Annotated in this window: 19 protein-coding genes and 1 pseudogene; 14 read left to right on the top strand and 6 right to left on the bottom strand. The window is 56.6% G+C overall.

Going from position 1 to position 22546, the window contains the following annotated elements:
* Positions 1–177 precede the first annotated feature (177 nt).
* The 5 genes from BK670_RS13580 to BK670_RS13560 all read left to right on the top strand — a co-directional run bounded on the left by BK670_RS13580 (position 178) and on the right by BK670_RS13560 (position 6232).
* Entirely contained in the window at positions 178–933 is a 756-nt protein-coding gene (locus BK670_RS13580) for a bestrophin-like domain (RefSeq protein ID WP_123450229.1), read from the top strand.
* A 200-nt stretch (positions 934–1133) separates the two neighbouring features.
* Positions 1134–2777, top strand: a complete 1644-nt coding sequence (locus tag BK670_RS13575; protein ID WP_123450228.1) for a sensor domain-containing diguanylate cyclase — start codon at positions 1134–1136, stop codon at positions 2775–2777.
* 151 nt (positions 2778–2928) lie between these two features.
* Positions 2929–4512, top strand: coding sequence for an EAL domain-containing protein (locus BK670_RS13570; RefSeq protein ID WP_123450226.1), 1584 nt, complete (start codon positions 2929–2931; stop codon positions 4510–4512).
* A gap of 230 nt (positions 4513–4742) precedes the next feature.
* Positions 4743–5069 carry a hypothetical protein gene (locus BK670_RS13565; protein WP_123451378.1) on the top strand — a complete coding sequence of 109 codons (327 nt, stop codon included), beginning with the start codon at positions 4743–4745 and terminating at the stop codon, positions 5067–5069.
* 413 nt (positions 5070–5482) lie between these two features.
* Positions 5483–6232 carry a substrate-binding periplasmic protein gene (locus tag BK670_RS13560; protein WP_123450224.1) on the top strand — a complete coding sequence of 250 codons (750 nt, stop codon included), beginning with the start codon at positions 5483–5485 and terminating at the stop codon, positions 6230–6232.
* Positions 6233–6631: 399 nt separating this feature from the next.
* Here the strand turns inward: BK670_RS13560 and BK670_RS13555 are convergent, their stop codons facing one another.
* Entirely contained in the window at positions 6632–7531 is a 900-nt protein-coding gene (locus tag BK670_RS13555; protein ID WP_123450222.1) for a LysR substrate-binding domain-containing protein, read from the bottom strand.
* A gap of 140 nt (positions 7532–7671) precedes the next feature.
* Here BK670_RS13555 and phnA point away from each other — a divergent pair, with 140 nt between their 5' ends.
* The 3 genes from phnA to BK670_RS13540 all read left to right on the top strand — a co-directional run bounded on the left by phnA (position 7672) and on the right by BK670_RS13540 (position 11210).
* Positions 7672–8895 (top strand): phosphonoacetate hydrolase, encoded by a 1224-nt coding sequence (gene phnA, locus BK670_RS13550; RefSeq protein WP_123450221.1) that lies wholly within the window; start codon positions 7672–7674, stop codon positions 8893–8895.
* Positions 8896–8991: 96 nt separating this feature from the next.
* A complete protein-coding gene (locus BK670_RS13545; RefSeq protein WP_123450219.1) occupies positions 8992–10278 on the top strand; it encodes an MFS transporter in 1287 nt (428 codons plus the stop codon).
* A gap of 59 nt (positions 10279–10337) precedes the next feature.
* Positions 10338–11210, top strand: coding sequence for a phosphonopyruvate hydrolase (locus tag BK670_RS13540; RefSeq protein ID WP_123450217.1), 873 nt, complete (start codon positions 10338–10340; stop codon positions 11208–11210).
* A gap of 320 nt (positions 11211–11530) precedes the next feature.
* Here the strand turns inward: BK670_RS13540 and BK670_RS13535 are convergent, their stop codons facing one another.
* Complete coding sequence (locus tag BK670_RS13535) at positions 11531–13390, bottom strand: ABC transporter ATP-binding protein (RefSeq protein ID WP_123451377.1); 1860 nt, start codon at positions 13388–13390, stop codon at positions 11531–11533.
* 235 nt (positions 13391–13625) lie between these two features.
* Here BK670_RS13535 and BK670_RS13530 point away from each other — a divergent pair, with 235 nt between their 5' ends.
* Both BK670_RS13530 and BK670_RS13525 read left to right on the top strand, forming a co-directional pair.
* Positions 13626–13820, top strand: coding sequence for a hypothetical protein (locus tag BK670_RS13530; protein ID WP_095049919.1), 195 nt, complete (start codon positions 13626–13628; stop codon positions 13818–13820).
* Between the two features lie 41 nt (positions 13821–13861).
* The gene (locus tag BK670_RS13525) at positions 13862–14170 is read left to right on the top strand and encodes a hypothetical protein (RefSeq protein WP_123450215.1); all 309 of its coding nucleotides are present in this window, start codon (positions 13862–13864) and stop codon (positions 14168–14170) included.
* A 300-nt stretch (positions 14171–14470) separates the two neighbouring features.
* Here BK670_RS13525 and BK670_RS13515 read toward each other — a convergent pair.
* Both BK670_RS13515 and tspO read right to left on the bottom strand, forming a co-directional pair.
* A pseudogene (locus BK670_RS13515) lies at positions 14471–15473 on the bottom strand (alpha/beta hydrolase).
* A complete protein-coding gene (gene tspO / locus BK670_RS13510) occupies positions 15473–15913 on the bottom strand; it encodes a tryptophan-rich sensory protein TspO (RefSeq protein ID WP_123450211.1) in 441 nt (146 codons plus the stop codon). Before tspO ends, BK670_RS13515 begins: the two are co-directional and overlap by 1 nt.
* A gap of 172 nt (positions 15914–16085) precedes the next feature.
* Here tspO and BK670_RS13505 point away from each other — a divergent pair, with 172 nt between their 5' ends.
* Positions 16086–16322 (top strand): hypothetical protein, encoded by a 237-nt coding sequence (locus BK670_RS13505; protein WP_123450209.1) that lies wholly within the window; start codon positions 16086–16088, stop codon positions 16320–16322.
* 237 nt (positions 16323–16559) lie between these two features.
* A complete protein-coding gene (locus tag BK670_RS13500) occupies positions 16560–18479 on the top strand; it encodes a tyrosine-protein phosphatase (protein ID WP_123450207.1) in 1920 nt (639 codons plus the stop codon).
* Positions 18480–18659: 180 nt separating this feature from the next.
* On the opposite strand, the gene BK670_RS13495 is transcribed toward BK670_RS13500, so the two are convergent.
* On the bottom strand, positions 18660–19631 hold the full coding sequence (locus BK670_RS13495; protein WP_123450205.1) for an AraC family transcriptional regulator: 972 nt from the start codon (positions 19629–19631) through the stop codon (positions 18660–18662).
* A gap of 266 nt (positions 19632–19897) precedes the next feature.
* Between BK670_RS13495 and BK670_RS13490 the strand changes: the two genes are divergently transcribed.
* The gene (locus BK670_RS13490) at positions 19898–20701 is read left to right on the top strand and encodes a 2OG-Fe(II) oxygenase (RefSeq protein WP_123450204.1); all 804 of its coding nucleotides are present in this window, start codon (positions 19898–19900) and stop codon (positions 20699–20701) included.
* Positions 20702–20800: 99 nt separating this feature from the next.
* Positions 20801–21721, top strand: coding sequence for a hypothetical protein (locus tag BK670_RS13485; protein WP_123450202.1), 921 nt, complete (start codon positions 20801–20803; stop codon positions 21719–21721).
* Positions 21722–22011: 290 nt separating this feature from the next.
* Here the strand turns inward: BK670_RS13485 and BK670_RS13480 are convergent, their stop codons facing one another.
* Complete coding sequence (locus tag BK670_RS13480) at positions 22012–22374, bottom strand: DUF6124 family protein (protein ID WP_123450200.1); 363 nt, start codon at positions 22372–22374, stop codon at positions 22012–22014.
* Between the last annotated feature and the right edge of the window lie 172 nt (positions 22375–22546).

Below are 22546 nucleotides of genomic sequence, written 5' to 3'. Positions count from 1 at the left end.
GTTGCCTCTAACGATTGGCAGAGCTCGATCAATATCTACCGATGACCAGCGCTGGCGTTCACACCGATATTGGAGCCATTGCCGAACTGCAAACGCAGTCTCTGCCGAGCAGAATTCGGAGAGAACCCTACGGTCTATCCTTCAAGACTTGACTCCAATTGATCAGGGCGCTGATGTATGAACTCTCTCTGGATTGCACTGGCCATTTTTGGGTGCCTCGTTGCTGCCTCGCTTCTCATGATGCAGTGGTACCCAAAGCTGGCATCCCACCACAGGGATGACGAAACCAACTCCGTGATTCGTCTGGTAGCCAACATTTTTGTGGTGATGACATCGCTGGTCTTTGGCTTGATGATTAATTCAGCCAAAAACACCTTCGAGTCTATTGATGCAAACTTCCATGGGTATGCAACCAGCATGATCATTTTTGATCGGACACTGCGGGGCTATGGCGATGCGGCACAAGACTCGCGAAATCGTCTGATCACCTATCTTGAGCGCGCTATCGAGACCCCGTATCGGGGAGACGAGGCGCTGCAGCATCGTAACAGCGAGGCGGCTAAATACCTGGATGATATAGGCAAGTCTTTGGCTCTTATAAAGCCCCCGGACCGCTACCATGAAACGATGCTTCAGGATATTCGTCAGCAATATCATTCGCTCATCGAGCAACGCTGGAGGATCGTCGAGCAGTCAGAGGGAGCGATTCCTGGCCCGCTTATTGGGATGCTTGTGGCCTGGTTGACGCTCATTTTCGCCAGTTTTGGATACCGCGCTCCCCGTAATTCGGTGGTGATAGGAATGTTCATCATCTCGTCATTGCTCATTGCGGCTTCCGTCTACCTGGTTTTGGACATGGACGTGCCATTTCATGGTCCTATCCAGATATCCGACGAGCCCCTGCGCAGGGCGCTCGCGGTCATGCAGCTCTAGGTTGTTCGTTGGGCGCTTGTATTCACAGCGATTGGTGCTCGCTTAAGGGATGGACAGCGAAATGAGTGATCTTGAGAGACAGCCGGGTGTCATGCATATTGCGTGAAGCACACGTAGGGCGTGTGTGCAGAGCTATTGATATTGGCAGGGCTGCTCCGCTGAGCGGTCTCACGAAAACAGATGCGTCACGGTAGACATCGATGGATAGAGCCAACAATCAAAAGGATTCGGCCGCTGACAAGAGGGTAGGCGACCGGCCACCCGGCGTGGTTCTGGACTTGCGTTGGCTTATTCTCACTCTCGTGGTGCTCTCGGTACTGGCCACTTTAGGCAACAGCCTCATCACGGCCTATCGAGTGCAGCGGGATGCGTTGGTAGAACATGCGCTTCAGTCAAACAGTGCTTACGCGGCGAAAGTAGCCTCGAGCCTTTCTGAATTTATCCGCTCGGCGCAGAGCCACCTGCACTACGGTGCTGTGGAGTTGGGCAAGGAGTGGGGCAATGCCAAGGAATTGCGTGCCGAAGCGATGCGTCTGCAGAAGCAGGATGCCGATTTCAATTCAATAGCGATTGTCGATGTTGATGCCCGGGTGCTGGAAGCGTATCCGGATACGCTCCAAATCATCGGTTCTAGACTGCACTCCGACGCCGTTCAGAACGCCATCGAGGCGAGGCGCCCGTTTATCAGTCCGGCTTACAAATCAGCGGCTGGCAACCTGGTCGTGTTCGTCTCTGAGCCCATCTATGATTCGTCAAACCGTTACGTTGGCATCATTGGCGGTTCAATTTACCTGCAGCAGGACAATGCGCTGCATACCTTGATCAGCCGGCATTTTTATCACACAGGGACATTTGCCTTCGTCGCGGATCAGGATCGACATCTGCTCTATCACCCCGAGGCGTCGCGAATTGGCGAAACGCTTGGATGGAGCAAGACCGTGGACGCTGCGTTACGCGGCGAGAGCGGATCCATGGAGGTGCCTAATTACAAGGGCATACCGATGCTTGCTGGATACGCTCAGGTTCCGGGCGCCGGTTGGGCTGTGGTCGCACAGCAGCCGCGCGAGGTCAGTCTTGCGCCTCTGAAGACGTTGATGGATAACGTGATTTTGGGCATGGTGCCGGCGGCTCTGATCGGCTTTGTGTTGATGTGGTGGGGGGCACTGTTGATCTGTCGACCTTTGCACCAGCTTTCCAGCATCGCTGGCCAACTGTCGGCACCGCAAGCGACTGAGAAACTTCACCACGTGAAGGCATGGTATCGGGAAGCTTTTTCTATTCGTCAAGCGATGCTGACCAGCGTGCAGCTTTTGCAAGCAAAAATAGGCCGTCTCAATCAGCAGGCGTTTACCGACCCGCTGACAGGTCTTGCCAATCGCAGGGCGATGGATGAAGAGTTGCTTGGGCTAGAGCAGGCAGGCCGCACATATTCGGTACTGTCACTGGATATCGACCATTTCAAAAAAGTGAATGATACCTTCGGCCACGACAAGGGTGACTTGGCGATCAAGCAGGTCGCTGCAACACTGGCGAGCTACTCACGCACCGGTGATCTCGCGTGTAGAGCGGGTGGAGAAGAGTTCTTGCTGATTCTGCCGGATACCGATCTCGACTCGGCGAACTTGATTGCCGAGCGAATTCGCCAGGCCATCGCTACGAGTGACATCCCTGGGGTCGGGCGTATTACCGCGTCGATCGGTGTCGCAACTTGTGCGCAAGCACCCACTCCCGCGGACGTTGTGCTCAAGCAGGCAGACGAATGCTTGTATCGCGCCAAACAGAGCGGGCGTAATCGAGTGGAATCGTGCCTTGCATCAACGCTCCAAAGCGCCGGACCAGAATAAGATGAATCAGGCGTATCACCCGCACTTTCGACTCGCTGATGGCTTGTTGATTGGCTCCAGGATTTTAAGATAAAAGCAGTAATCCTTATCAACGACCCGACACGTCAAACCACGGCCAAGACGCGTCAATAGCCATTGCTCAGGCGGTGAAATGAACAGTTCAAGGATCAGCAGCCAGGGTATGCTCCTGGCGCTGCTATCGGTGATCGTCCCGCTGGTCCTCACTTTTGCGGGTGGATGGCTGTTGACGACCTATGTCGCCAACGAACGACTCCACACCCTCGCGCAGATTGCCAGTCAACGCGCCAGTGCTACGTTTGAACAGGCATCCCAAACACTCAAAAACGTTGCCCTTACCGATCTGCAACCTTGCACGCCGGAAAGCATCGAGCAGATGCGCATGATTGCCATGAACACTTTTTCGGTTGAGTCGGTGGGCTACGAGGAAGACGTGTTTGCCTGCACTTCCTGGGGCGCTACGTCGCCACGCGCCACTAAGTGGCCCGAAGATTTCGTCACCGAGGATGGCGTGAAGGTTTCCATCGAAGCGTACGACGACAACCCTCTGATCAAGCCGATGCTGGCTCTGCAGTTCGCGGCGTTCAATGTTCTGGTGGATCCCGAGCAATTTCGCGAAGTGGACCTCGATGAAGGCATAAAGCTGGCAGTGGGGACGCGGCAAGGCCGCTTGCTGGGCCCTGCGCGGCCGAACATGGCGAGCTTCCTGGCATTGGTCCACCAAGGCCCGACTCACGGTCTGAAAGACGGTTTTCTCTATACTTCGGCGGCGCAGGGCAACTTCACAGTCATTGCCGCTATCCCGCGGCAGGAATTGCTGCGAAGTCTCTGGAAACATGTGCTTTATCTGCTGCCTGTTGGGCTGATTGTCTCGGCAGCGTTGCTATTGGTTAATCTGCGCTGGTGGCGGCGAAAACTGTCACCGCTTAACGCGTTGGAGCAGGCTGTACGCCGGAACGAATTTCTCGTTCATTACCAGCCAATCATCGAGATTGAAAGCCATCGATGCATTGGAGCCGAGGCGTTGGTCCGCTGGCAAAAAACCGACGGCACAATCGTCTATCCCGACCACTTCATCCCTTTGGCCGAGTCCAGTGGCTTGATTGAGGGCATCACGAATCAGGTGATCCAGACCGTTCTCAATGACCTCGGGACAATACTGGCCAGTGATCGCTCGATGCACGTGGCGTTAAACCTGGCGGCGGCCGACGTGTGTACAGGGCACTTTTTGCCGAAACTACTGGAGGAGGTTCAGCGCCTGGACGTTCTCCCAGGGCAAATTTGGCTGGAGGTGACTGAGCGCAGCCTGCTCGATCCTGCTCCTGCCAAAATCACCATAGAACGTGCGCGTAATGCCGGTTTCATTATCGCGCTGGATGACTTCGGTACAGGCTATTCAAGTTTGCAGTATCTGCAGCAGTTGCCGCTCGATGCGCTCAAGATCGACCGGTCGTTCGTTGAGCAGGTCGGTGCAGCTGCTGAAAAGACGCTCTTGGTCACTCACGTCATTCAGATGGGCCGCGCTTTGGAATTGACGTTGATTGCAGAGGGCGTCGAGACGACAGGGCAGCTCGACTACTTGCGTGCGAACCAGGTCCGTTACGCTCAGGGATGGCTGTTCGCGAAGGCTATGGATTGCGCGCAGTTCAAAAAACTTTACTGGGCAAGCAGACCCTTGGCGCTGCGGCACGGCTACGATGTTAATGAGAGTTCTTGAATGACTTGGCGGCGTGGTAACAACCTGTAAGTCTCGACTTTTACCAATGGCGGTTCCTGCAGGCGCCTATGCACGGACAGTCGCACCCTGAGGCCTTCTTGGCTTCATTTTTTAATCCGGCCGGCGGGTGCTGCATTGCCAGCACTTTCACAGGAGTGACCTACACGAAGTTGTTCGTAGTAGCTCGCGCTGCTCCGAGAGCCAAACCTCCGCTATTTTCGAGGCTGTACATGGACATTTCTCGCTTAAATGAACTCTTTTTCGAGCACAATTGTGTAGCTTCGATGAATATCGAAATGATGGATTTCAAATACAACCTCACCTTGACTATGTCGTCCTCCAAAGACCCGGAAACAGAAGGCGTGACGGCTGTTTTTCGTGATGTCAGCGCACTGAACCTAAACGGCTTCGGTGGCGGGCTAACCCAATTCATGGACCTCGTCGTGACGCGAATCGATAACGGCCTGGACAGAATCAGGTACGAATTGAGAGATGTTGAGGAAGAGAAAATCTCTTTCTATTTTTCGACTATCAGCGCGCGAGGCCATGAGGAGTAAATCTGCGGATATTGATAGGAGCGCTGGCGGTAGCGCTGTTGGCAGGATGCGCGGATACCCATGCCAGCCCTTGAACGCCGTACCCCGGAATGTTTGCGGGTGGAGGCCTCGAAATCACCCGCTAAATAGTCATCCCCCGGTGCAACTAATCCCTAATGGTGTTCCGGTCGCGACAGGCAGAGAACGGCCAGAACCGGACGGTCACTACGTGTCCCAACCGATACCGATAAGAGGCAATCCGCTAAACGCTCTTGAGAAACCTGCGCCATGCGTACTGGTTCGTATGTATCAATCGCCGTGGTGACGGTTTACGGGACTGCATCAGGCGTTTGACGTGTGTCAGGGTCTATACTAATTTCGCCCTTTTAATCAGATCCACCCTTGATCACCGCACAGCCCACCAGGCAGAACACGTGAAACATTCGACACTTACTGTCGCGCTGCTCTGCCTATTACTTGGCACTCCCGTCAGGGCCGAGCAGTATCAGGTCGTTACTGAAGAGTGGGCGCCGTACAACTACCAGGAGAACAATCAGCTCACCGGCATGGCCACGGAGATCGTTCGAGGCATAATGGCGCTGACCGGGGATGACTTTGAGGTGGTGCTGCTGCCCAGTATGCGAAGCGCCCGTGCATTGAAGACCCGGCCCAAGACCATCATGTATTCACTATTTCGCACGGCAGAGCGAGAACCGTTATACAAGTGGGTCGGACCGATTGTGGAAGAGTCCATTCACCCCTATCAGTTAGCCAATGCGCAGCAGCCGGTGAATTCCTTGGAGCAGCTACTGCACGCCCCAAAAATTACGACGAGACATGCCGGCCTGATACCCGAGACTCTGCAGTCGCGGGGCTTCAACAACCTCGAAAAAACTGCAACCGAGAGCCTGCAGCTCTATCGCATGCTGCTAGCCGGGCGCACCGATATCATCATCGGCGACACCGATGCGGGGGTGGCTTACTACAGCCGCCAGTTGAACATCGCCCCCGACACGCTGCGGCAGATTCCCATCGAGCTCTATCGCTCATCGCTGTACATCGCCTTCAGCCGCGACTGTGACGACGAATTGGTAGCCTCCTGGGCCCACGCCCTGGAGCAACTGCGCCACTCGGGCGAGCTGGAGCGCATCCAGGATCGATACAATCAACCCATCGAGCAATGAAAACGCGGAACCAGCGCAAGCCCGCTTCGCACTTATCCAGCCTTGCTCTCACTCAACGCGGAGGATAAGCCATGAACATTTTTGCAACATACAGCCACAAGGGAATGGTTTAACCCGGCCACGCCAAAGGAGCTTGCGGAGCAGATGATGCTTCACCAAAGTGAGCAGTCAGAGGTGCTTGAGTGGTTCAGGTCGACAATGCCGTTGGGAACGCTCGGAAAAACGGACCGGATCTGATCATTGCGAAGTAGCTTGGCCATAGTGGTACCCGCATGCTTGTCCAGCGCCCGCACTTCCTAAGGACTGCTATCGGCCAGAAGCAGCCATTCAGCGATGACCCATTTTTATTCGTGATAGCCAGCGAGCCTTAATGGTCGCCCCGAACGTCCACGACTACCATCACTGAGACTCCTCATATTGCGCACTCATTGATTGCAGCCAATCAACAAAGGCTCGCAAATAGACCGGCTTATCGGCGTCAAACGGAACCAGCGCATAGTAAGTCGGACCAAGCGAACGCAGAGTCGGGAAGGGTGTTTGCAACCGCCCGGCCGCACATTCAGCCTCCAGCGTTGGAAAGGGCCCTATGCCGAAACCAAGCCCATCGACGACTGCCTGCAACGTCACGAAGAAATGATCGAAGCGCAGGTTCCGACTCGCTCGAAGCATAGGTTGATTCGCACTTTCCATCCAAGCTTCCCAGTCACCTGGGCGGGTTTCGGTGGACAACCAGGTTTCGGCGGCCAGTTGCTCGACCCTTTCAACACCCGTGCTGGCGAGCAGTAACGGGCTCGCTATCACCGTATTCGATTCGCGAAACAAGGGTATTGCCTGAAATTGACCACCCTGCGGAATGCCCCGCCTTATGGCGACGTCGAAACTGCCACTGAATGCCGGTTGAGTCGAGAGCACGGTCGAAACGCGCACATCCACTCCGGGGTGCGTCTCGGCGAATAGAGGCAACCGGGGAATCAACCAGCGCATGGCGACTGTTGCCGGTGCACTGACACGGATTACTTTCAGTTGTTGTTTCTTACCGTAGCGCTCGGCAGCGTCTGCGATGTGATCGAACGCGGCGCTTATTTCCCGGGCGAGGGCCCTGGCATGGGGCGACGCCACCATGCTCTGCCCATCACGCACAAACAACGGTTGACCGAGCCAGTCCTCCAGGACCGCTATCTGCCGACTCACGGCTCCGTGAGTCAGGTTCAGTTCCCGAGCCGCAGCCGAGTAACTGCCCGCCCGAGCGGCCACTTCGAAGATGCGCAACGCGTGAAGCGGCGGAAGCTTTTGCCTCATGTGTGATTCCCGTGCACAGGTACCGCTACTTTAATTCGATTGTGTGAGTAATGCGCTCAGCATACGGTGAATTGCCGGTTTCAAACAGCGCAAGTCACTCATCGCGCGGCGCACCCAACCATTGAAGGGAAGATTTATCCATGACTCAAATAATAAACGTGAACGCCCGGTCCTATCGGCTGCCTTCGGCTCCCACCATTGTTATCTGCATCGATGGGTGCGAGCAGGAATACATTAATCAAGCCATTCAAGCGGGACAGGCGCCATTTCTCGCCGAGCTTATCGGCTACGGCACAGTATTGACGGGCGATTGCGTGGTGCCGTCGTTCACCAACCCGAACAATCTATCGATCGTTACCGGCGCACCGCCATCCGTCCATGGTATTTGCGGCAACTTCTTTTTCGACCAGGAGACGCAAGAGGAGGTGTTAATGAACGACGCCAAATACCTTCGCGCGCCGACCATTCTTGCCGAGATGGCCAAAGCGGGCCAACTCGTCGCCGTGGTGACCGCAAAGGACAAATTGCGCAACCTGCTTGGGCATCAACTGAAGGGGATCTGTTTCTCCGCTGAAAAAGCCGATCAGGTGAACCTGAAGGAACACGGTGTCGAGAACATCCTGGCAAGAGTTGGTATGCCCGTGCCTTCAGTTTACAGCGCGGAACTTTCCGAGTTCGTGTTTGCCGCCGGGCTCTCATTGCTGACAAACGAACGCCCTGACTTCATGTACCTGTCCACTACCGATTATGTACAGCACAAACATGCACCGGGCACGCCAGAAGCCAATGCGTTTTACGCAATGATGGACAGCTACTTCAAGCGTTATCACGAGCACGGCGCGGTTGTGGCGATCACGGCGGATCACGGCATGAATGCCAAGACCGATTCGGTCGGCCGCCCCAACATCCTGTTTTTGCAAGACCTTCTAGACGTCCAGTACGGTGCGCAGCGGACACGTGTTTTGCTGCCGATCACTGACCCGTACGTGGTGCATCACGGTGCGCTGGGGTCTTACGCTACCGTGTACTTGCGCGATGCGGTACCGCAACGCGATGCCATCGACTTTCTCGCCGGCATCGCTGGTGTCGAGGCAGTCTTGACGCGTTCGCAGGCATGCCAGCGTTTCGAACTGCCCGAGGATCGAATCGGCGATCTGGTGGTACTCGGTGAGCGGCTGACGGTCCTTGGAAGCGCTGCCGATAAACATGATTTGTCCGGATTGACGGTGCCCTTGCGTTCCCACGGCGGTGTGTCCGAGCAGAAAGTGCCACTGATGTTCAACCGCAAATTGGTCGGGCTCGATAACCCTGGTCGTCTGCGCAATTTCGACATTATCGATCTCGCGCTCAACCATCTCGCTTAAACCAAAACAAATACAGCGCAGCGAAGACTGCGCACCCTCGCTTAATCCAAAAACTGGTCAGCGCAGCGCAAAGCTGCGCGCCACGCGGAGAAAGGCATGACTATAAAAACCGCTGATAGCCTGCAATACAAAGCGACATTGCCAATATCCACCTTTGATCAATACAAATGGCGCGCACTGATAGGCGTGACGTTCTGCTATCTCTTCTACTACACCGGTCGCCAGACCCTGGGCTTCGCCATCCCCGGTATCCAGCATGATTACGGTTTGTCGAAGTACGAAATTGGCTGGATCAGCGCAACGATGTTGTGGTGCTATGCCGCCGGCCAGTTCATCAACGGCAATCTGGGCGATAAGCTCGGTGGCAAGCGAATGATGATCGCCGGCGCGCTTCTCTCGCTGGCGGCAAATTGGGTGTTTAGTTTTGGCCACTCATTCTGGTTTTTCCTGCTCGCTTGGGGGGCGAACGGCTATTTTCAGTCCATGGGTTTTGCCCCCGGCAGCCGTTTACTGTCGAACTGGTGGGGGCATCAACATCGCGGATTTGTGTACGGTGTGTACGTTGGGTTCTCTGGGTTTTCCTCTGTTCTCGCTTATGTTCTGCCTCTTGCCATTCTGGGCGTGATGCAACTGGACTGGATCTGGATTTTCAGACTGGCGCCACTCTCCATGCTATTGGGCGTGGTGGTGCTGTGGCTTTTTGTCTCTGAGCGCCCCGAGGACAAAAAACTCCGCGCCCTTGAACACGCCAATGATGTTCCACCGTTAGCAATTGAGGATGATTTAACCAGTGCGCAGCGCTATGCAATAGTGCTGCGCAACTGGCGACTTTATATCGCTGGTTTTGCAATCGGTTTTCAGAATGCTGCGCGCTACGCGTTAGTGGTCTGGGTGCCCGTGCATTTTCTTGGTCTGGACTGGAAGACGTCGGCAACGTTTATTGATCCGAAGTGGATTACGGTCGCGCTACCTGTAGGGATGGCACTTGGTGCCCTATCGAACAGTTGGATTTCAGATGTTGTGTTTCAGGGAAGGCGTTATCTGGCGATCGTCTCGTACATGGTCCTTGCATCCGCAACTGCGATTATCATGATGTTCGTACCGCACGGAAGCATGGTCGCAATAGGCTTACTTTTCCTTTGTGGATTTTTTGTCTTTGGGCCCGCATCGTCGTTTTGGGCACTCTGCCCGGACATCTTTGGACGTCACGTTGCGGGAACTGCGACGGGCGTACTCAATACCATGTCCTATATATGCGCTGGCATTGGGGAGCCGGTCATTGGCCACATGATCGATTCAACCGGTAATACGTCGATTATTTTTCCGACTGTAGCGGGACTTTGTGCGGCGAGCGCGATGTTGTCGTTATTGATCAGACGCTGACAACTTAAGTGTGCGGATCGTAACCTTTATCGCAACCCATTTTTTGTCGAGCTCTAGCCATGACAAAGAATCAAAAGCTTCGTAGTGCGCTTGCCAATGGCGAGCTGTTCACGGCAATGGCCGCTCATAACCCTCTGACCGCCAAGCTAGTGGAGGAAGCTGGTTTTTCAGGCATTTGGGGTAGCGGCTTTGAGCTGTCTGCAAGTTATGCCGTGCCCGATGCCAACATCCTGTCGGCGGGCACGCATCTGGAAATGATGAGAGCCATCGCGTCTGTCGTTTCCATTCCACTGATCGCCGATATCGATACCGGATTCGGAAACGCCATCAACGTCAGCTATGTCGTACCGCAGTACGAGGCAGCGGGTGCGTCCGCGATCGTCATGGAAGATAAGACCTTTCCCAAGGACACGAGCCTGCGTGCTGATGGCCGCCAGGAGCTGGTCCGAATAGAAGAATTTCAGGGCAAAGTAGCTGCGGCAACAAACGCTCGTCGCGATAAAGACTTTGTGGTGATCGCCCGCACCGAAGCACTGATTGCAGGTCAGGGCCAGGTGCAGGCCATCCAGCGAGCCGAAGCTTATGCAGAGGCTGGCGCCGACGCGATCCTGATCCACTCAAAACAAAAAATACCTGATGAGGTCCTTGAGTTTATTGATGCATGGAACGGCAGCGTGCCGTTGGTATTGGTGCCCACGACTTACCCTCAACTGACCGAGGCGGATATCGCTGCGTTGGGTAAGGTTGGTATTGTGATTTACGGGAACCACGCAATCAGAGCAGCGGTGTGGGCGATGCGCACGGTGTTTGCAACGATCAGGGCCGAAGGAGGTATAGCCAATGCTGAAATGTCTTTGCCGTCAGTCAAAGACATTATTGCTTTGCAAGGTGATGCGAATATGCGCGAGCTGGAAGCGAAGTATTTAAGATAAGGTCACGTTGGGCTAGCCTTCTGCGCCGATGTGACTCTGGTACGAGGTGCATGGCGAAGGGGCGCAAGCGCATCTGGCACCTGTGCTATGCGCGATTGGCCGGCGCCCTTGGGTAAGCTAGTAGTTTGGAGGATGAGTCGCCAATTCGATCGATCGGCAGAATGGGCTAGCCAGCGTCTGCTTCCGCCACACAGATAATAGTTCGGAACGAGTAAATCAACGTAGTGAAACTGCCCAGTTTTTATAGACACTTTTAAGTGTCCGCTTCTGGCCGATAGCAGTCGCCCACAAGCGACTGCTCCCCACTCAGCCCCACACCCTCAAGCCTGATCCATCGCCGTCGCCACGCCCTGATCTTCCCCCAGAAACCCACCACTCTGATGCTGCCAGAGCCGCGCATAAATGCCGTTTCTGTTGAGCAATTCAGCGTGCGTCCCTTGCTCGATAATCCGCCCTTCATCCATGACAATCAGTCGATCCATCGCCGCAATCGTCGACAGCCGATGCGCAATAGCGATCACGGTCTTACCCTGCATCATTTCATCGAGGCTTTCCTGAATGGCGACTTCGACTTCCGAGTCCAGCGCACTGGTGGCTTCGTCGAGCAGCAGGATCGGCGCGTTCTTCAGCATCACCCGGGCGATGGCGATGCGTTGGCGCTGGCCGCCGGAGAGCTTGATGCCGCGCTCGCCGACTAGCGTGTCGTAGCCGTTGTGGCCCTGCTTGTCGCTCAATTGGCTGATGAAACCGTCGGCCTGCGCATTGGCGGCGGCGCGGCGGATATCTTCGTCGGTGGCGTCCGGCCGGCCATAGGCGATGTTGTCGCGAATCGAGCGGTGCAGCAGCGACGTGTCTTGCGTGACCATGCCGATCGCGCTGCGCAGGCTGTCTTGGGTCACTTGCGCGATGTTCTGACCGTCGATGCGAATCTCGCCGCTGTCGACATCATAGAAGCGCAGCAGCAGATTGATCAGCGTCGATTTGCCCGCACCGGAGCGGCCGACCAGGCCGATTTTCTCGCCGGCGCGGATGCTCAGGCTCAAGTTGTCGAGGACCTGACGTTCGCCGTTGTAGTTGAAATTCACCTTGTCGAACGTCACCGCGCCGCCCGCCGGCACCAGCACGCCGGCGTTCGGCGCGTCCTGCACTTTAGGGCCACGGGTGAGGGTGGCCATGCCGTCCTGCACGGTGCCGATGTTTTCGAACAGCGACGTCATCTGCCACATGATCCAGTGCGACATGCCATTGATGCGCAACGCCATGGCGGTGATCGCCGCCACCGCACCGGTACCGACCTGACCCAGATGCCACAGCCACAGAGCATAGCCGCCGGCGCCGATAATCAGCCCGACCACCAGCGCCTGATTGACGATTTCGAACTGGCTGACCAGACGCATCTGGCGGAACCCGGTGAGCTTGAAATCCTCCATCGCCGCGCGCGCGAAGTGCGCTTCACGCTTGGAGTGCGAGAACAGTTTTACCGTGGTGATGTTGGTGTAGGCGTCGGCAATGCGCCCGGTCATCGACGATCGCGCATCAGCCTGTTCCTGACCGACCTGGCCCAGACGCGGCACAAAATACACCATGGCCAGCCCGAACAACGCGACCCAGATAATGAACGGCAGCATCAGTTTCAGGGCAAAACCGCCGGCCAGGGCGATGATCGCAATGAAGTAGACGCCGATGCCCGGTGCGATTTCGATGAGGGTGAACAACACTTCGCGTACGGCCAATGCAGTCTGCATGACCTTGGTCGTGACCCGTCCGGAAAACTCATCGGAAAAGAACGAAAGGCTTTGCCGCAGCATCAGTCGGTGGAAGTCCCAGCGCAGTCGCAGCGGCAAGTTGATCGCGAGAATCTGGTGCTGGACCATGGTGCGCAGCGCCACCAGGCCGATGCTGATGAACAGCACAATGCCGATGCCCCACAGCACACGACTTTCCTGCGCGTTAACTCCGCCGCCGGCCTGCCACGTCGAGAGCAGATCCACGACCTGGCCGAGAAAAGAAAACAGCCACGCTTCGTAGATCGACACGCTGGCGCTGAGCAGCGCCAGTGCGAGGATATAACCGCGTGCGCCGCGCGTGCAGGCCCACAGGAACCGCATCAGGCCGACGGGCGGAGGCGGTGCTTCGTCGGGGGGGAAGGGGTCGAGTCTTCGTTCAAACACGCGAAGCATTGTGGTCTCCGAAATCATCAGGGTCAGGGGATTCTGCCATTGAATGGCGGCGTTGCGGGTTTGCATGTCACTGACTTGTCCCCACTGAGTGTTATTGCCCGGGATCACTGCGGTGCACAATCCCAAGGATTCCGGGGGGATGCCGATCAGCTAAGCTGTCTGCTCAGACGACTTGAGCAGCGCACCATGCAGCGAACAAATCCGGGTTCATGTTGGGAGTCGACGGGCAAAGGAAATGTTTAATTTCTTTTTGACGTTTTTGTTCGTGCTGATCCCCACGGCATCGCTTTCACTCGACAGTTACCTGCGTTACCGAGTCGCTAAAAACCAACCGGTGAGCAAGGCGTGGAAGGGCTGTAATCATTTGCTTTCCATCCTGCTGCTCATGCAGTTGCTTGGCTTGGCGCTGTACTTCTTCTATATCGCCTGAGCGTGGTGATCGTCAGCCTTCCACGGAGAGGAAAAACGTACGTGATCCCGAATTATCGAATTCGTATTTACTGTTGCATCGGTGCGCTGTTTTGTCTGATTGTGACGTTGGCCTGCGCTGAACAGTTGCACAACGCCGCCACCCTTGGGCAGTTCGACGTCACGACGGGACGGGGCGTTTCCAAAGTCCGCGAGCACTTGGTCTTCGATCAACAGCCGTGGCGCTTCGGTTTTTATCTGCTGATGACCATTGCCGTTTTCATTGCCTCGACTGGCGCGGGGCTGTGGTTGTGCTGGGGTGTTTTGCGCGGGCGGCGGGCGTTCAAACGCTGGAGTGGGAAGTTCCGTTAGTTGTTGGTTCGTTTTGATAGAGGTGGTCGATATGGTGAGTTTGGGGGCCGCACTGTTGGTGATAGGCGTAGGGCTGATTTTGTATGTATCCGATATGTTCGGGTATTCCAGGTCCGTAAACGCCGAACGAGCGCAATTGAAGTCTGCACAGTTGCTAACCAAGGAGCAGCGGGATAATCGCCGTTATTATCAGTGGGCAGGCGCAGGGAAAGTTGTCGGTGGGCTTGCGATAGCGGCAGGGCTTTTAATCCTGGCTGTCTTTGCTTGAGCAGCAAAAAATATCGCGCTGAAGCTCCCCTTTCAACGAGGCGCGGAAGCTTCTCGCATTTGTTGCGAACCAACTGCCTCGACCCGCGCCGAAATCCACTTGCGACTGTACGCCAGCACACCTTGAGCGATGGCCGTGGGAAAGTGGATAAAGCCATGCGGCGAGTCGGGCAACATATACATTTCGACCCGCGCCGATTGCGCCCAGCGCTTGGCGATGTCGAGGGTGTCGTCGCGCAGCGGATCGAGTTCGCCGGCAAACAGCAGCGCCGGCGGGAAGCCGCTGAAGTCGCCATACAGCGGCGACAGCGGTGGCTGACGGCGCTGCTCGTCAGTCATGTCGGGCGTGAGCAGGCGCAACGCCTCGACCATGCCGGGGCCGTCCAGCACTAATGTGTCGGCGGGCGCGTTACGTACGCTGGATGTTCCGGTGAGGTCGTAGACGCCGTAATACAGCAATGCGCCGCTGATTCTTTGCAGCAGATCGGGCCATTGTTTCAGCGCCAGCAGTGTCGCCGCCGCCAGGTGGCCGCCCGCCGATTCACCGATCACCACGACGGGCAGGCCGGCGAACTCAGCCTCTTTTAACAACCAACGAGTGGCGTTGAGGCAATCCTCCAGCAAGCCTTCGATGGGCGTGGACACGGCCAGTCGATAATCCACCGAGACCACGGTCACTTGGCAGCTGTCGACGATGGCCGCGTTGAAGTTTGTCGTCCATCTGCGCATTGCCGATCACCCAGCCGCCACCGTGAAAATCCAGCACCACGCCTTTCGCCGGGCCTTTGGGGCGGATGATCCGCACCGGCACTTTATTGATCAGCCGGCGCTCAGCTGTCAGGCCAAACTTGCGCAACACGCCGGAGCCGCCGATCTGGCTGACACGCAACAGCGCCTGAATCAAACGCGGCGTCAGGCGGTTGCGGATCTTGAAACGCGGCAGCCAGGCCAGCTTCCTGTTGAAGGCACGCACCTCATTCAACTCGCGCTCGCCCTGCGGCCACGGTGTTTCAGTACCCCAATTGGCATTGGTCATCAGCGGTTCTTGATCAGGATGGAAAAGTTCAACGCCGCCGCCACGCACAGCCACGCCAGATAAGGAAACAGGATCAAGCCAGTGATCAAGTCCAGTTGTATCGCCAGCACCACCATCGCAGCGACCACCAGCCACAACACGGTGAGAATCACCATCGCCGCCAGTACCTGATGCGCGCCGAAAAATACCGGCGTCCACAGCGTGTTCAGCGCAATCTGCGCCGCCCATAACGCCAGCACGGTCTGGCTGCCGGGGATCAGGCTCAAGCGGTAACCGGCCCAGGCCAGCAGCAGGTAGATAATCGTCCAGGCCACCGGGAACGTCCAATTGGGCGGGGTGAACCCGGGTTTGTTCAGCCCTTCGTACCACGGCCCCGGTTTGAACATCACGCCGGTGGTTGCCGCCGCTGCGCAGGCCAGAAGAAAAATGAAGAAGGTCATCGCCAGTCCTTGGCTGAAATCAGCCGGTTGGGGGTTTAAGAAAGGGACGCCTCGGCAAGGAAAAAGTTTGCCATGAAATCCATATTGGCCAGAGAGGCGATTCAATTTGAACTAAAAACTGACCGTCGCGTCAGGATAATCAGAGCCTTTTCCTACTGACGTGGATGACATCATGTACACCTATCACATCGAATACCGATTCAACGGCGAGCCTCGGACTTTTCTGCTTGAACTCAAGGAACAGCAGTTGGCCAAGCATGAGGCTGCGATGCATCTGCTGGAGCTGCACTTGGGCGACGCGGAAAACGGCCTGATGATGCCCACCGCAGATTCAACGCCCGAGCAGATCCTCGAACAGGCCGAGCGGGTAGGGATCACAGACATCGAGGTTGTCAGTCAAACCAACTGAAGCATGGGCTTGTGATTGCATGAGTTCACTGATCACCGCCGCATCGTCGGCGGTAGCTGTTCAAATCTGATAATCCATTGGGTTGATCCCGGATGCATTCCCTTCAGGCGGATGGACCAATCGCGCACCCCACGGCCCAATCGCGCACCCATTTCCCCTCAAACCAAAACTGTCATATTCAGTATCACTTGCCTACCCATAGTGACCAGCCCAACGCTTATCCAATGAGGCTGCACTGTGTTTCAACGTCTTCTGTGTTCGCTATCCGTCCTGAGCCTGTCCATCGCCGCCGCCCACGCTGCCGAGCCCGTGCCGCTCGACACGCCGCGCCTGCAGGGCATCGACAACTTCCGTGACATCGCCGGCATTACCACCGCGTACACCACGGCCCACGACGGCACGATGCGCAGCGGCGTGTTCTACCGTTCCAACGCGCTGACCCCAACGGCCAGCGATCTGGCGACCCTCAACAGCCTCGGCATCAAAGCTATCTACGACCTGCGCACCCCCAGCGAAATCGCCGCCACCCCGGACACAATGATCAGCGGCGCGACCTATCAGAACATCGACATTATCGGCAGCACCACGTCCGGCGCGAACATCACCACCATCTCCTTCAAAAGTGCTGCCGATGCGATTGCGATGATGGAACAGACCAACCGCGCGTTCGTCAGCGACGCCGGCATGCGCGGCCAGTTCGGAAAGCTGTTCAATGAACTGGCCAGCGTCGACGCCGCGCAACTGTTCCACTGCACCGCCGGCAAGGACCGTACCGGCTGGACCGCCGCCGTGTTGCAGAGCATCGCCGGTGTCGACAATGCGACCATCATGGCCAACTACCTGGCGACCAACGACTACACCGCCGCCCGCGTCGCCGCCACGTTGAAGGCGCTGCCGCCGAGCATGGCCGCCATTTACGAGCCCCTGCTCGGCGTGCAGGCCAGCTACTTGCAGGCCGGTCTCGACGAAGTGGCCGCCGAGTACGGCAGCATGGACAACTACCTCAAACAAGGCCTCGGCCTGTCGCAGGAAACCATTTACGTCCTGCGCGGCAAACTGGTCGAATACAACAGCCTGCCGGGTCAGGCCGGTCTGATCGGCAACGCCGCGGCTGGCGCAGAGTTGCTTCGCCAATTGCAGAACACCAGCCTGTCCGGCACCTACAGCGCGTACAACTACTACCTGCAATCGGCCATCGACGCCGGCACCCTCGGCGGTGTCGAGTCCCAGGTCGGCGGACAAGTCCACGCCGACGCCGCCAGCTACCTGCTGCGGCAGAACGCGATGATTGAACAAACCGCCGCACCGTTCGCCAGCGGCAGCGATCTCAAGGTCGGCCAATATCGCCTCTGGACCACCGCGCTCGCCGGCTACCTCGGTACCGACGGCTCGGCCCACGCCGAAAGCAGCAATGAACACAGCCAAGGCCTCATGGTCGGCATCACCCAACGCTTCAGCGATCAACTCAGCGCACGCGGCGGTTTCGGCTACAGCAAGGGCACGGTCGGCGGCGCGGGCGGCGAAGCCCACACCGATTTCACCTTCCTCAACGTCGGCGCCCGCTACGGCTTCACCAGCCTCGAACAAGGCCTGTTCCTCGACGCCAATGTCAGCGCCGGTTACGTCGACTACGACAGCAAACGCGACCTCGGCGGCGGCCTCGGCACCGCGAAGGGCGACACCCATGGCAACCTCACCGGCGCCACCGTAGCCCTCGGTTACCGCGCCCCGGTCAACGGCATGACCTTCGAGCCAAGCCTCGGTTTGCGCATCAGCCATCTCGACCTCAACGGCTTCCAAGAGAAGGGCAGCGAACTGGCGCTCGACGTCGACGACAACAGCGCCACCCGCCGCAACGCCGTCGCCAACCTCAATGTCGCCTTCGCCCCAGTGGCGATGGGCGCATGGCAACTGGTGCCCGGCGTACAAGTGGGTTACGAACGCACACTGGGCGACAACCAGGTCGACAGCCAAAGCCACCTGCTGGGACTGGATATCGAACAACGCGCGGCGTTTGATAATCGCGACCAGTTCAGCGGCGGCGTCAACGTGATGGCCAGCCTCGGCGCGCTGAGCGTGGGCGCAGACATCGGCGCTAATGGCGGCGGCGACAGCCATGGATTCAATGGCGGCCTCAAGGCCAGTTACGCCTTCTAAAAAAGTGGGGTCAAGGACGGCCCCGAATCTTCAATCCTACTAAAATCCTGTGGCGAGGGAGCTTGCTCCCGCTGGGTCGCGAAGCGGCCCCCGCTTTTCACCTCAAAAGCAGGGGCCTGCTGCGCAGTCCAGCGGGAGCAAGCTCCCTCGCCACAAATAACATTTCAAGCAACTGACAAGTCATCCCCGAGCCATGAACTCAGCCGGACTCACCCCATAAGCCCCCTGAAAATACCGACAAAACCGCCCGACATTACTAAACCCGAACCGCAGCGCCACCTCCGTCACCGACCCCGAATCCCGCCGCTTCAAAGCCTCATAAGCCCGCTCCAGCCGCACCTGCCGCTGATACGCCACAATCGACATCCCGACAAACCGCCGAAACCCTTCCTGCAACGCCCGCTGACTCACATGGCTCAAGCGCGCCAGATCTACACCACTGATCAACTGCTCCGGATGCGCCTGAATAAACTCCACCGCCAACTTCACATGCCGCGGCGCAACCATCGCCGTCGGCTGCCGCAACGCCTCGGAAAAGTTATGCGGCCACGCCTCCAGCACCGCATCAATCAACATCTCGCGCAACCGCGACGGCATCAACGTCCCGCTGTTGATCAATAGATCAAACTCGGTGCCTGTGGCCAGATCAATCAGTGCCTTGATGCCCTGAAACGCTGCGGTGTTCAAATCAACGCTGGGTTCAAAAACGATTTTCTGCAGAATCGGTTTATCCAACAGCATCGATAACCGCTCGGTGAGTTGATGGCGATTGATCGACATGCCGTGGTGGGCGTGATCATCGAGAAAGTGCATCGAACGGATATCCGCCTTGTCGATCGCCAGACCCATATGGGAAACGCCAATGGATTCGGTCGCGTGGTTGAATACGATCTTGCCGGCGGTGGGAATGACGAAGGTGATCTCGTCTTGTGGATCGGGGAAAGCGACGGTGAAATCACCGTGATAATGCATCCGCCGAAAACTCACACCATCGTGCCGCCCGTAGACGCCGCCGATGATGATGTTCGACGGCAGCGGCGGATTGTCGGCATAGCGGTTGCCAAACAATCTGGAAAACAGGGCACCGAAGTCGTCCGAACGGAGGTTGTCGGAGCGCAGGATGATTTGCTGGCGAACGGGCGTCGGGAACACCTTGGCGGCACCTTCGTTTGGGGGCTCTAGGACTGGGGTGTAGGGTAGGGCGCCGAGGAGGTTATCAGAGGCAATATGACGGGTTTGTGACAGCCAGAAACATGCCGTTACAGCGCCGCGTCACGTTTAGAGAAAGGACACTCGGCAGGCCATTGCCGACATGGCAACCTGCTCGCCACCGTATCAGCCTACAAACAGCGGCACCGCGCCGACCGCCAGGCCCTGTTTGACGTGATCTGAAAACAATCAAATTAATTGGAGCGGCAATGCAAGCCAACACACAAACACTCCCCATCACTCTGACCCCGGAACTCGACTTCGACCAAAACGCCGCCAGCGCCTTCGGCGAATCGCTGACCCACGAATACACCCAAGCCACGCCATTCCCGCACATCGTTATCGACAACTTCCTGCAAGCAGACGTCATCGCCAGCATCCGCGAACACTTCCCGGTTGAACCGACCAACAACGAACAGATCTACGAGCGCGGCTACAAAGGCCAACTCAAACGCCAGATCAGCCCCAACGCCTGCAGCCCGTACCTGAAGAACGTGTTCAACACCTTCAACTCCGCACCCATGCTGCAATTCCTCGAAAAACTCACCGGCATTCAAGGGCTGATCCCCGATCCTTACTTCACCGGCGGCGGCCTGCACGAAACCAAAACCGGCGGCTTCCTCGGCGTGCACTCGGATTTTCGGCTGAACAAAAAGCTCAACGTTGAGCGACGACTGAACGTGATCATTTACCTGACCGAGGACTGGCAAGAGGCGTACGGCGGCAACTTGGAGCTTTGGGATGTGGGGATGAAGAAGTGCCTGAAGAAGGTGCTGCCGGTTTATAACCGCTGTGTGATTTTTAATACGGACAAGGACAGTAACCATGGGCATCCGGAGCCGTTGACTACGCCGGAGCACGTCACTCGGAGGTCGATTGCGCTTTATTACTACACGGCGAGTGGGGTGGGGGTTGATCCGGGACAGAGGAATAAAACGCACTATAAGCCGCGGCCGAAGGATCGAATGAGCTTGAAGTATTACGTGACTAAATGGTTCAAGAAAAAGGGGTGAGGAGGCCGCTGAAGTGGTCAACTAATCCCGGACACTTCGCAAACTAACGACTACACTGATTTACGGTTTTCGACTACACGCTTATTCAAGGAGCTTCACATGATCTGCTGGAATGCAGTTGTCGAAAGAAAAGTCAAAGCCGGCGTCGTCATAAAAAACATGCTTGACGGGAGCGAAGCACTGATCCCGTTTACGACACTAAAACTGGCGGTTCTAGACCCTGTCAACAAGATAACCGATTGGTTGATAGGCACGCCCTGGGTCGCAGAAACCGAAAAAGAGTCGGTCGTTGTCGGGCGAGCATTAATTGTATTTTTCAAACAAAACGAAGAAAAGTTGGTGCCTGCTTATGCCGCTTTTCGCGGGGATTTCAAATTCAGAATTGATGAGGAGGAGTTCGTCGATCCTTATCAGCGTGAAATAGTGGTGATCTACCACGATTTTTCAGAAGAGACCAAAAAGGGCAACTCGGGCAGCGCTTTTGCTAAAGGTGTCGAGAGCTATGTTGAGACGTTTTCAGGCGTGTCGCACCTGGTTCATGCCGATGGCACATATGAAGAGCTGGTTGTAAAACTGACCAGCGTGGCAGAGGTGGCTGACGGTTGGATCGACACTGTACTGATCGTCACACATGGTTATATCGGGCAAATGTGGCTGGGTAATGCGGACGAAATATTTGTAAAGAGAAATTTTGCTGCAGTGCTGGGCCGGTCTGAATCCGGAAAGGATTTTATCAATCCGGAATCATTTGGCGTGCTGTTGAAGAATCTGTTTGGTCCTAAATTGGGTATTGGCATTTACGCCTGCAACTTTGCGTGCTCGCCCGGAGGCGATGAAGTTGCCATAGCGATCAGAGGGGCCGCTGAAGCGAGAGTTGTTGTCGCAGGTAAAGCGGACGTTTTCCTCAAGCCCAATTCTAAAGGCCACCGCCCGGTCGCAGAGTGCAAAGGGGCGGTGGCGTTTTACTCAGAACATGAAATTGAAATCAGAGGAGGTCAGGTTCCGGTATTTCCGATCTAGCGGTTGGATAGAGATGGATTCGGCGTGCGCCTCTTGCGCGAACCTTCGTGGCTGTTGCACTGCATTCCAGCTCTTGGCCATTCGAACCTGCGTCCGATCACTTCAGAGCCCGCCAAAGCCTGAAAACCAGGGAAACACCACATTGCCGTTGTACCCTCTGTATTCGGCTTTCGCCCTGAGTTGCTTACGGCAATAAAACGAGAAAAAAGGGGGCTGATTTCTTTTCTGTCTTGGTGGGTCTGTCTGGTCGACCTCCATGACGACATCCTCACCGTCATGGAGGTATTTCGTTACTCCGCTGGCACTACGTTATCCAACGCCCGATTCACCGCCAACTCCCCAAGCATCACCACCTGCGCAATGCCTTGCAGTGTCTTGCGTGCCGGTCCGTGAACCAGCCCGATAACATCGCCCAGCATTACAGAGGCTGAGCCGAGCGATTCACTGGCATTCACCAGCAATTCCTCAGTCTTGGTTTTTGGATTGGCGATAAACATCGTGTTGGTTTGGTACGGGGGGCCCATGATTTCTGGTGCGGGACCGAGGTAATGGGAGAGGGCGCGGTCGACGGCTTCGTTGAATTTCTTGGCGTCTGGGGATTCGTCGCCCGCAATCGGATCGGTTTCTGGCGGATTCGGTGTGATTTTGAACATGATGTAACTCCCTTGTGTCGCTTAAAAGGAGCCATCACCCTCTCGCTACCAAACGATGGGTGGCGGCCATGCACAGGTTGGTAGACCGGGACACAAGGAAAACCGGCGCGCTCGAAAGCGCCCTGCGCATGACCACCATAAAAGCCAGGCGAAGACTTTCGCCAATAGTGAA

This window comes from Pseudomonas fluorescens (genome assembly GCF_003732425.1).
Lineage (GTDB): Bacteria > Pseudomonadota > Gammaproteobacteria > Pseudomonadales > Pseudomonadaceae > Aquipseudomonas > Aquipseudomonas fluorescens_BE.
Note: the sequence above shows the minus strand (reverse complement) of the source record. Positions and strands in the feature narration are given on the sequence as shown.

What these genes read in the sequence shown, in the direction of transcription:
- tspO (WP_123450211.1), bottom strand. Translation starts at nt 15,913, where the DNA reads ATGACCTTCTTCATTTTTCTTCTGGCCTGCGCAGCGGCGGCAACCACC.
- BK670_RS13570 (WP_123450226.1), top strand. Translation starts at nt 2,929, where the DNA reads ATGAACAGTTCAAGGATCAGCAGCCAGGGTATGCTCCTGGCGCTGCTA.
- BK670_RS13575 (WP_123450228.1), top strand. Translation starts at nt 1,134, where the DNA reads ATGGATAGAGCCAACAATCAAAAGGATTCGGCCGCTGACAAGAGGGTA.
- phnA (WP_123450221.1), top strand. Translation starts at nt 7,672, where the DNA reads ATGACTCAAATAATAAACGTGAACGCCCGGTCCTATCGGCTGCCTTCG.
- BK670_RS13565 (WP_123451378.1), top strand. Translation starts at nt 4,743, where the DNA reads ATGGACATTTCTCGCTTAAATGAACTCTTTTTCGAGCACAATTGTGTA.
- BK670_RS13580 (WP_123450229.1), top strand. Translation starts at nt 178, where the DNA reads ATGAACTCTCTCTGGATTGCACTGGCCATTTTTGGGTGCCTCGTTGCT.
- BK670_RS13555 (WP_123450222.1), bottom strand. Translation starts at nt 7,531, where the DNA reads ATGAGGCAAAAGCTTCCGCCGCTTCACGCGTTGCGCATCTTCGAAGTG.
- BK670_RS13485 (WP_123450202.1), top strand. Translation starts at nt 20,801, where the DNA reads ATGATCTGCTGGAATGCAGTTGTCGAAAGAAAAGTCAAAGCCGGCGTC.
- BK670_RS13540 (WP_123450217.1), top strand. Translation starts at nt 10,338, where the DNA reads ATGACAAAGAATCAAAAGCTTCGTAGTGCGCTTGCCAATGGCGAGCTG.
- BK670_RS13530 (WP_095049919.1), top strand. Translation starts at nt 13,626, where the DNA reads ATGTTTAATTTCTTTTTGACGTTTTTGTTCGTGCTGATCCCCACGGCA.
- BK670_RS13505 (WP_123450209.1), top strand. Translation starts at nt 16,086, where the DNA reads ATGTACACCTATCACATCGAATACCGATTCAACGGCGAGCCTCGGACT.
- BK670_RS13535 (WP_123451377.1), bottom strand. Translation starts at nt 13,390, where the DNA reads ATGCTTCGCGTGTTTGAACGAAGACTCGACCCCTTCCCCCCCGACGAA.
- BK670_RS13490 (WP_123450204.1), top strand. Translation starts at nt 19,898, where the DNA reads ATGCAAGCCAACACACAAACACTCCCCATCACTCTGACCCCGGAACTC.
- BK670_RS13480 (WP_123450200.1), bottom strand. Translation starts at nt 22,374, where the DNA reads ATGTTCAAAATCACACCGAATCCGCCAGAAACCGATCCGATTGCGGGC.
- BK670_RS13545 (WP_123450219.1), top strand. Translation starts at nt 8,992, where the DNA reads ATGACTATAAAAACCGCTGATAGCCTGCAATACAAAGCGACATTGCCA.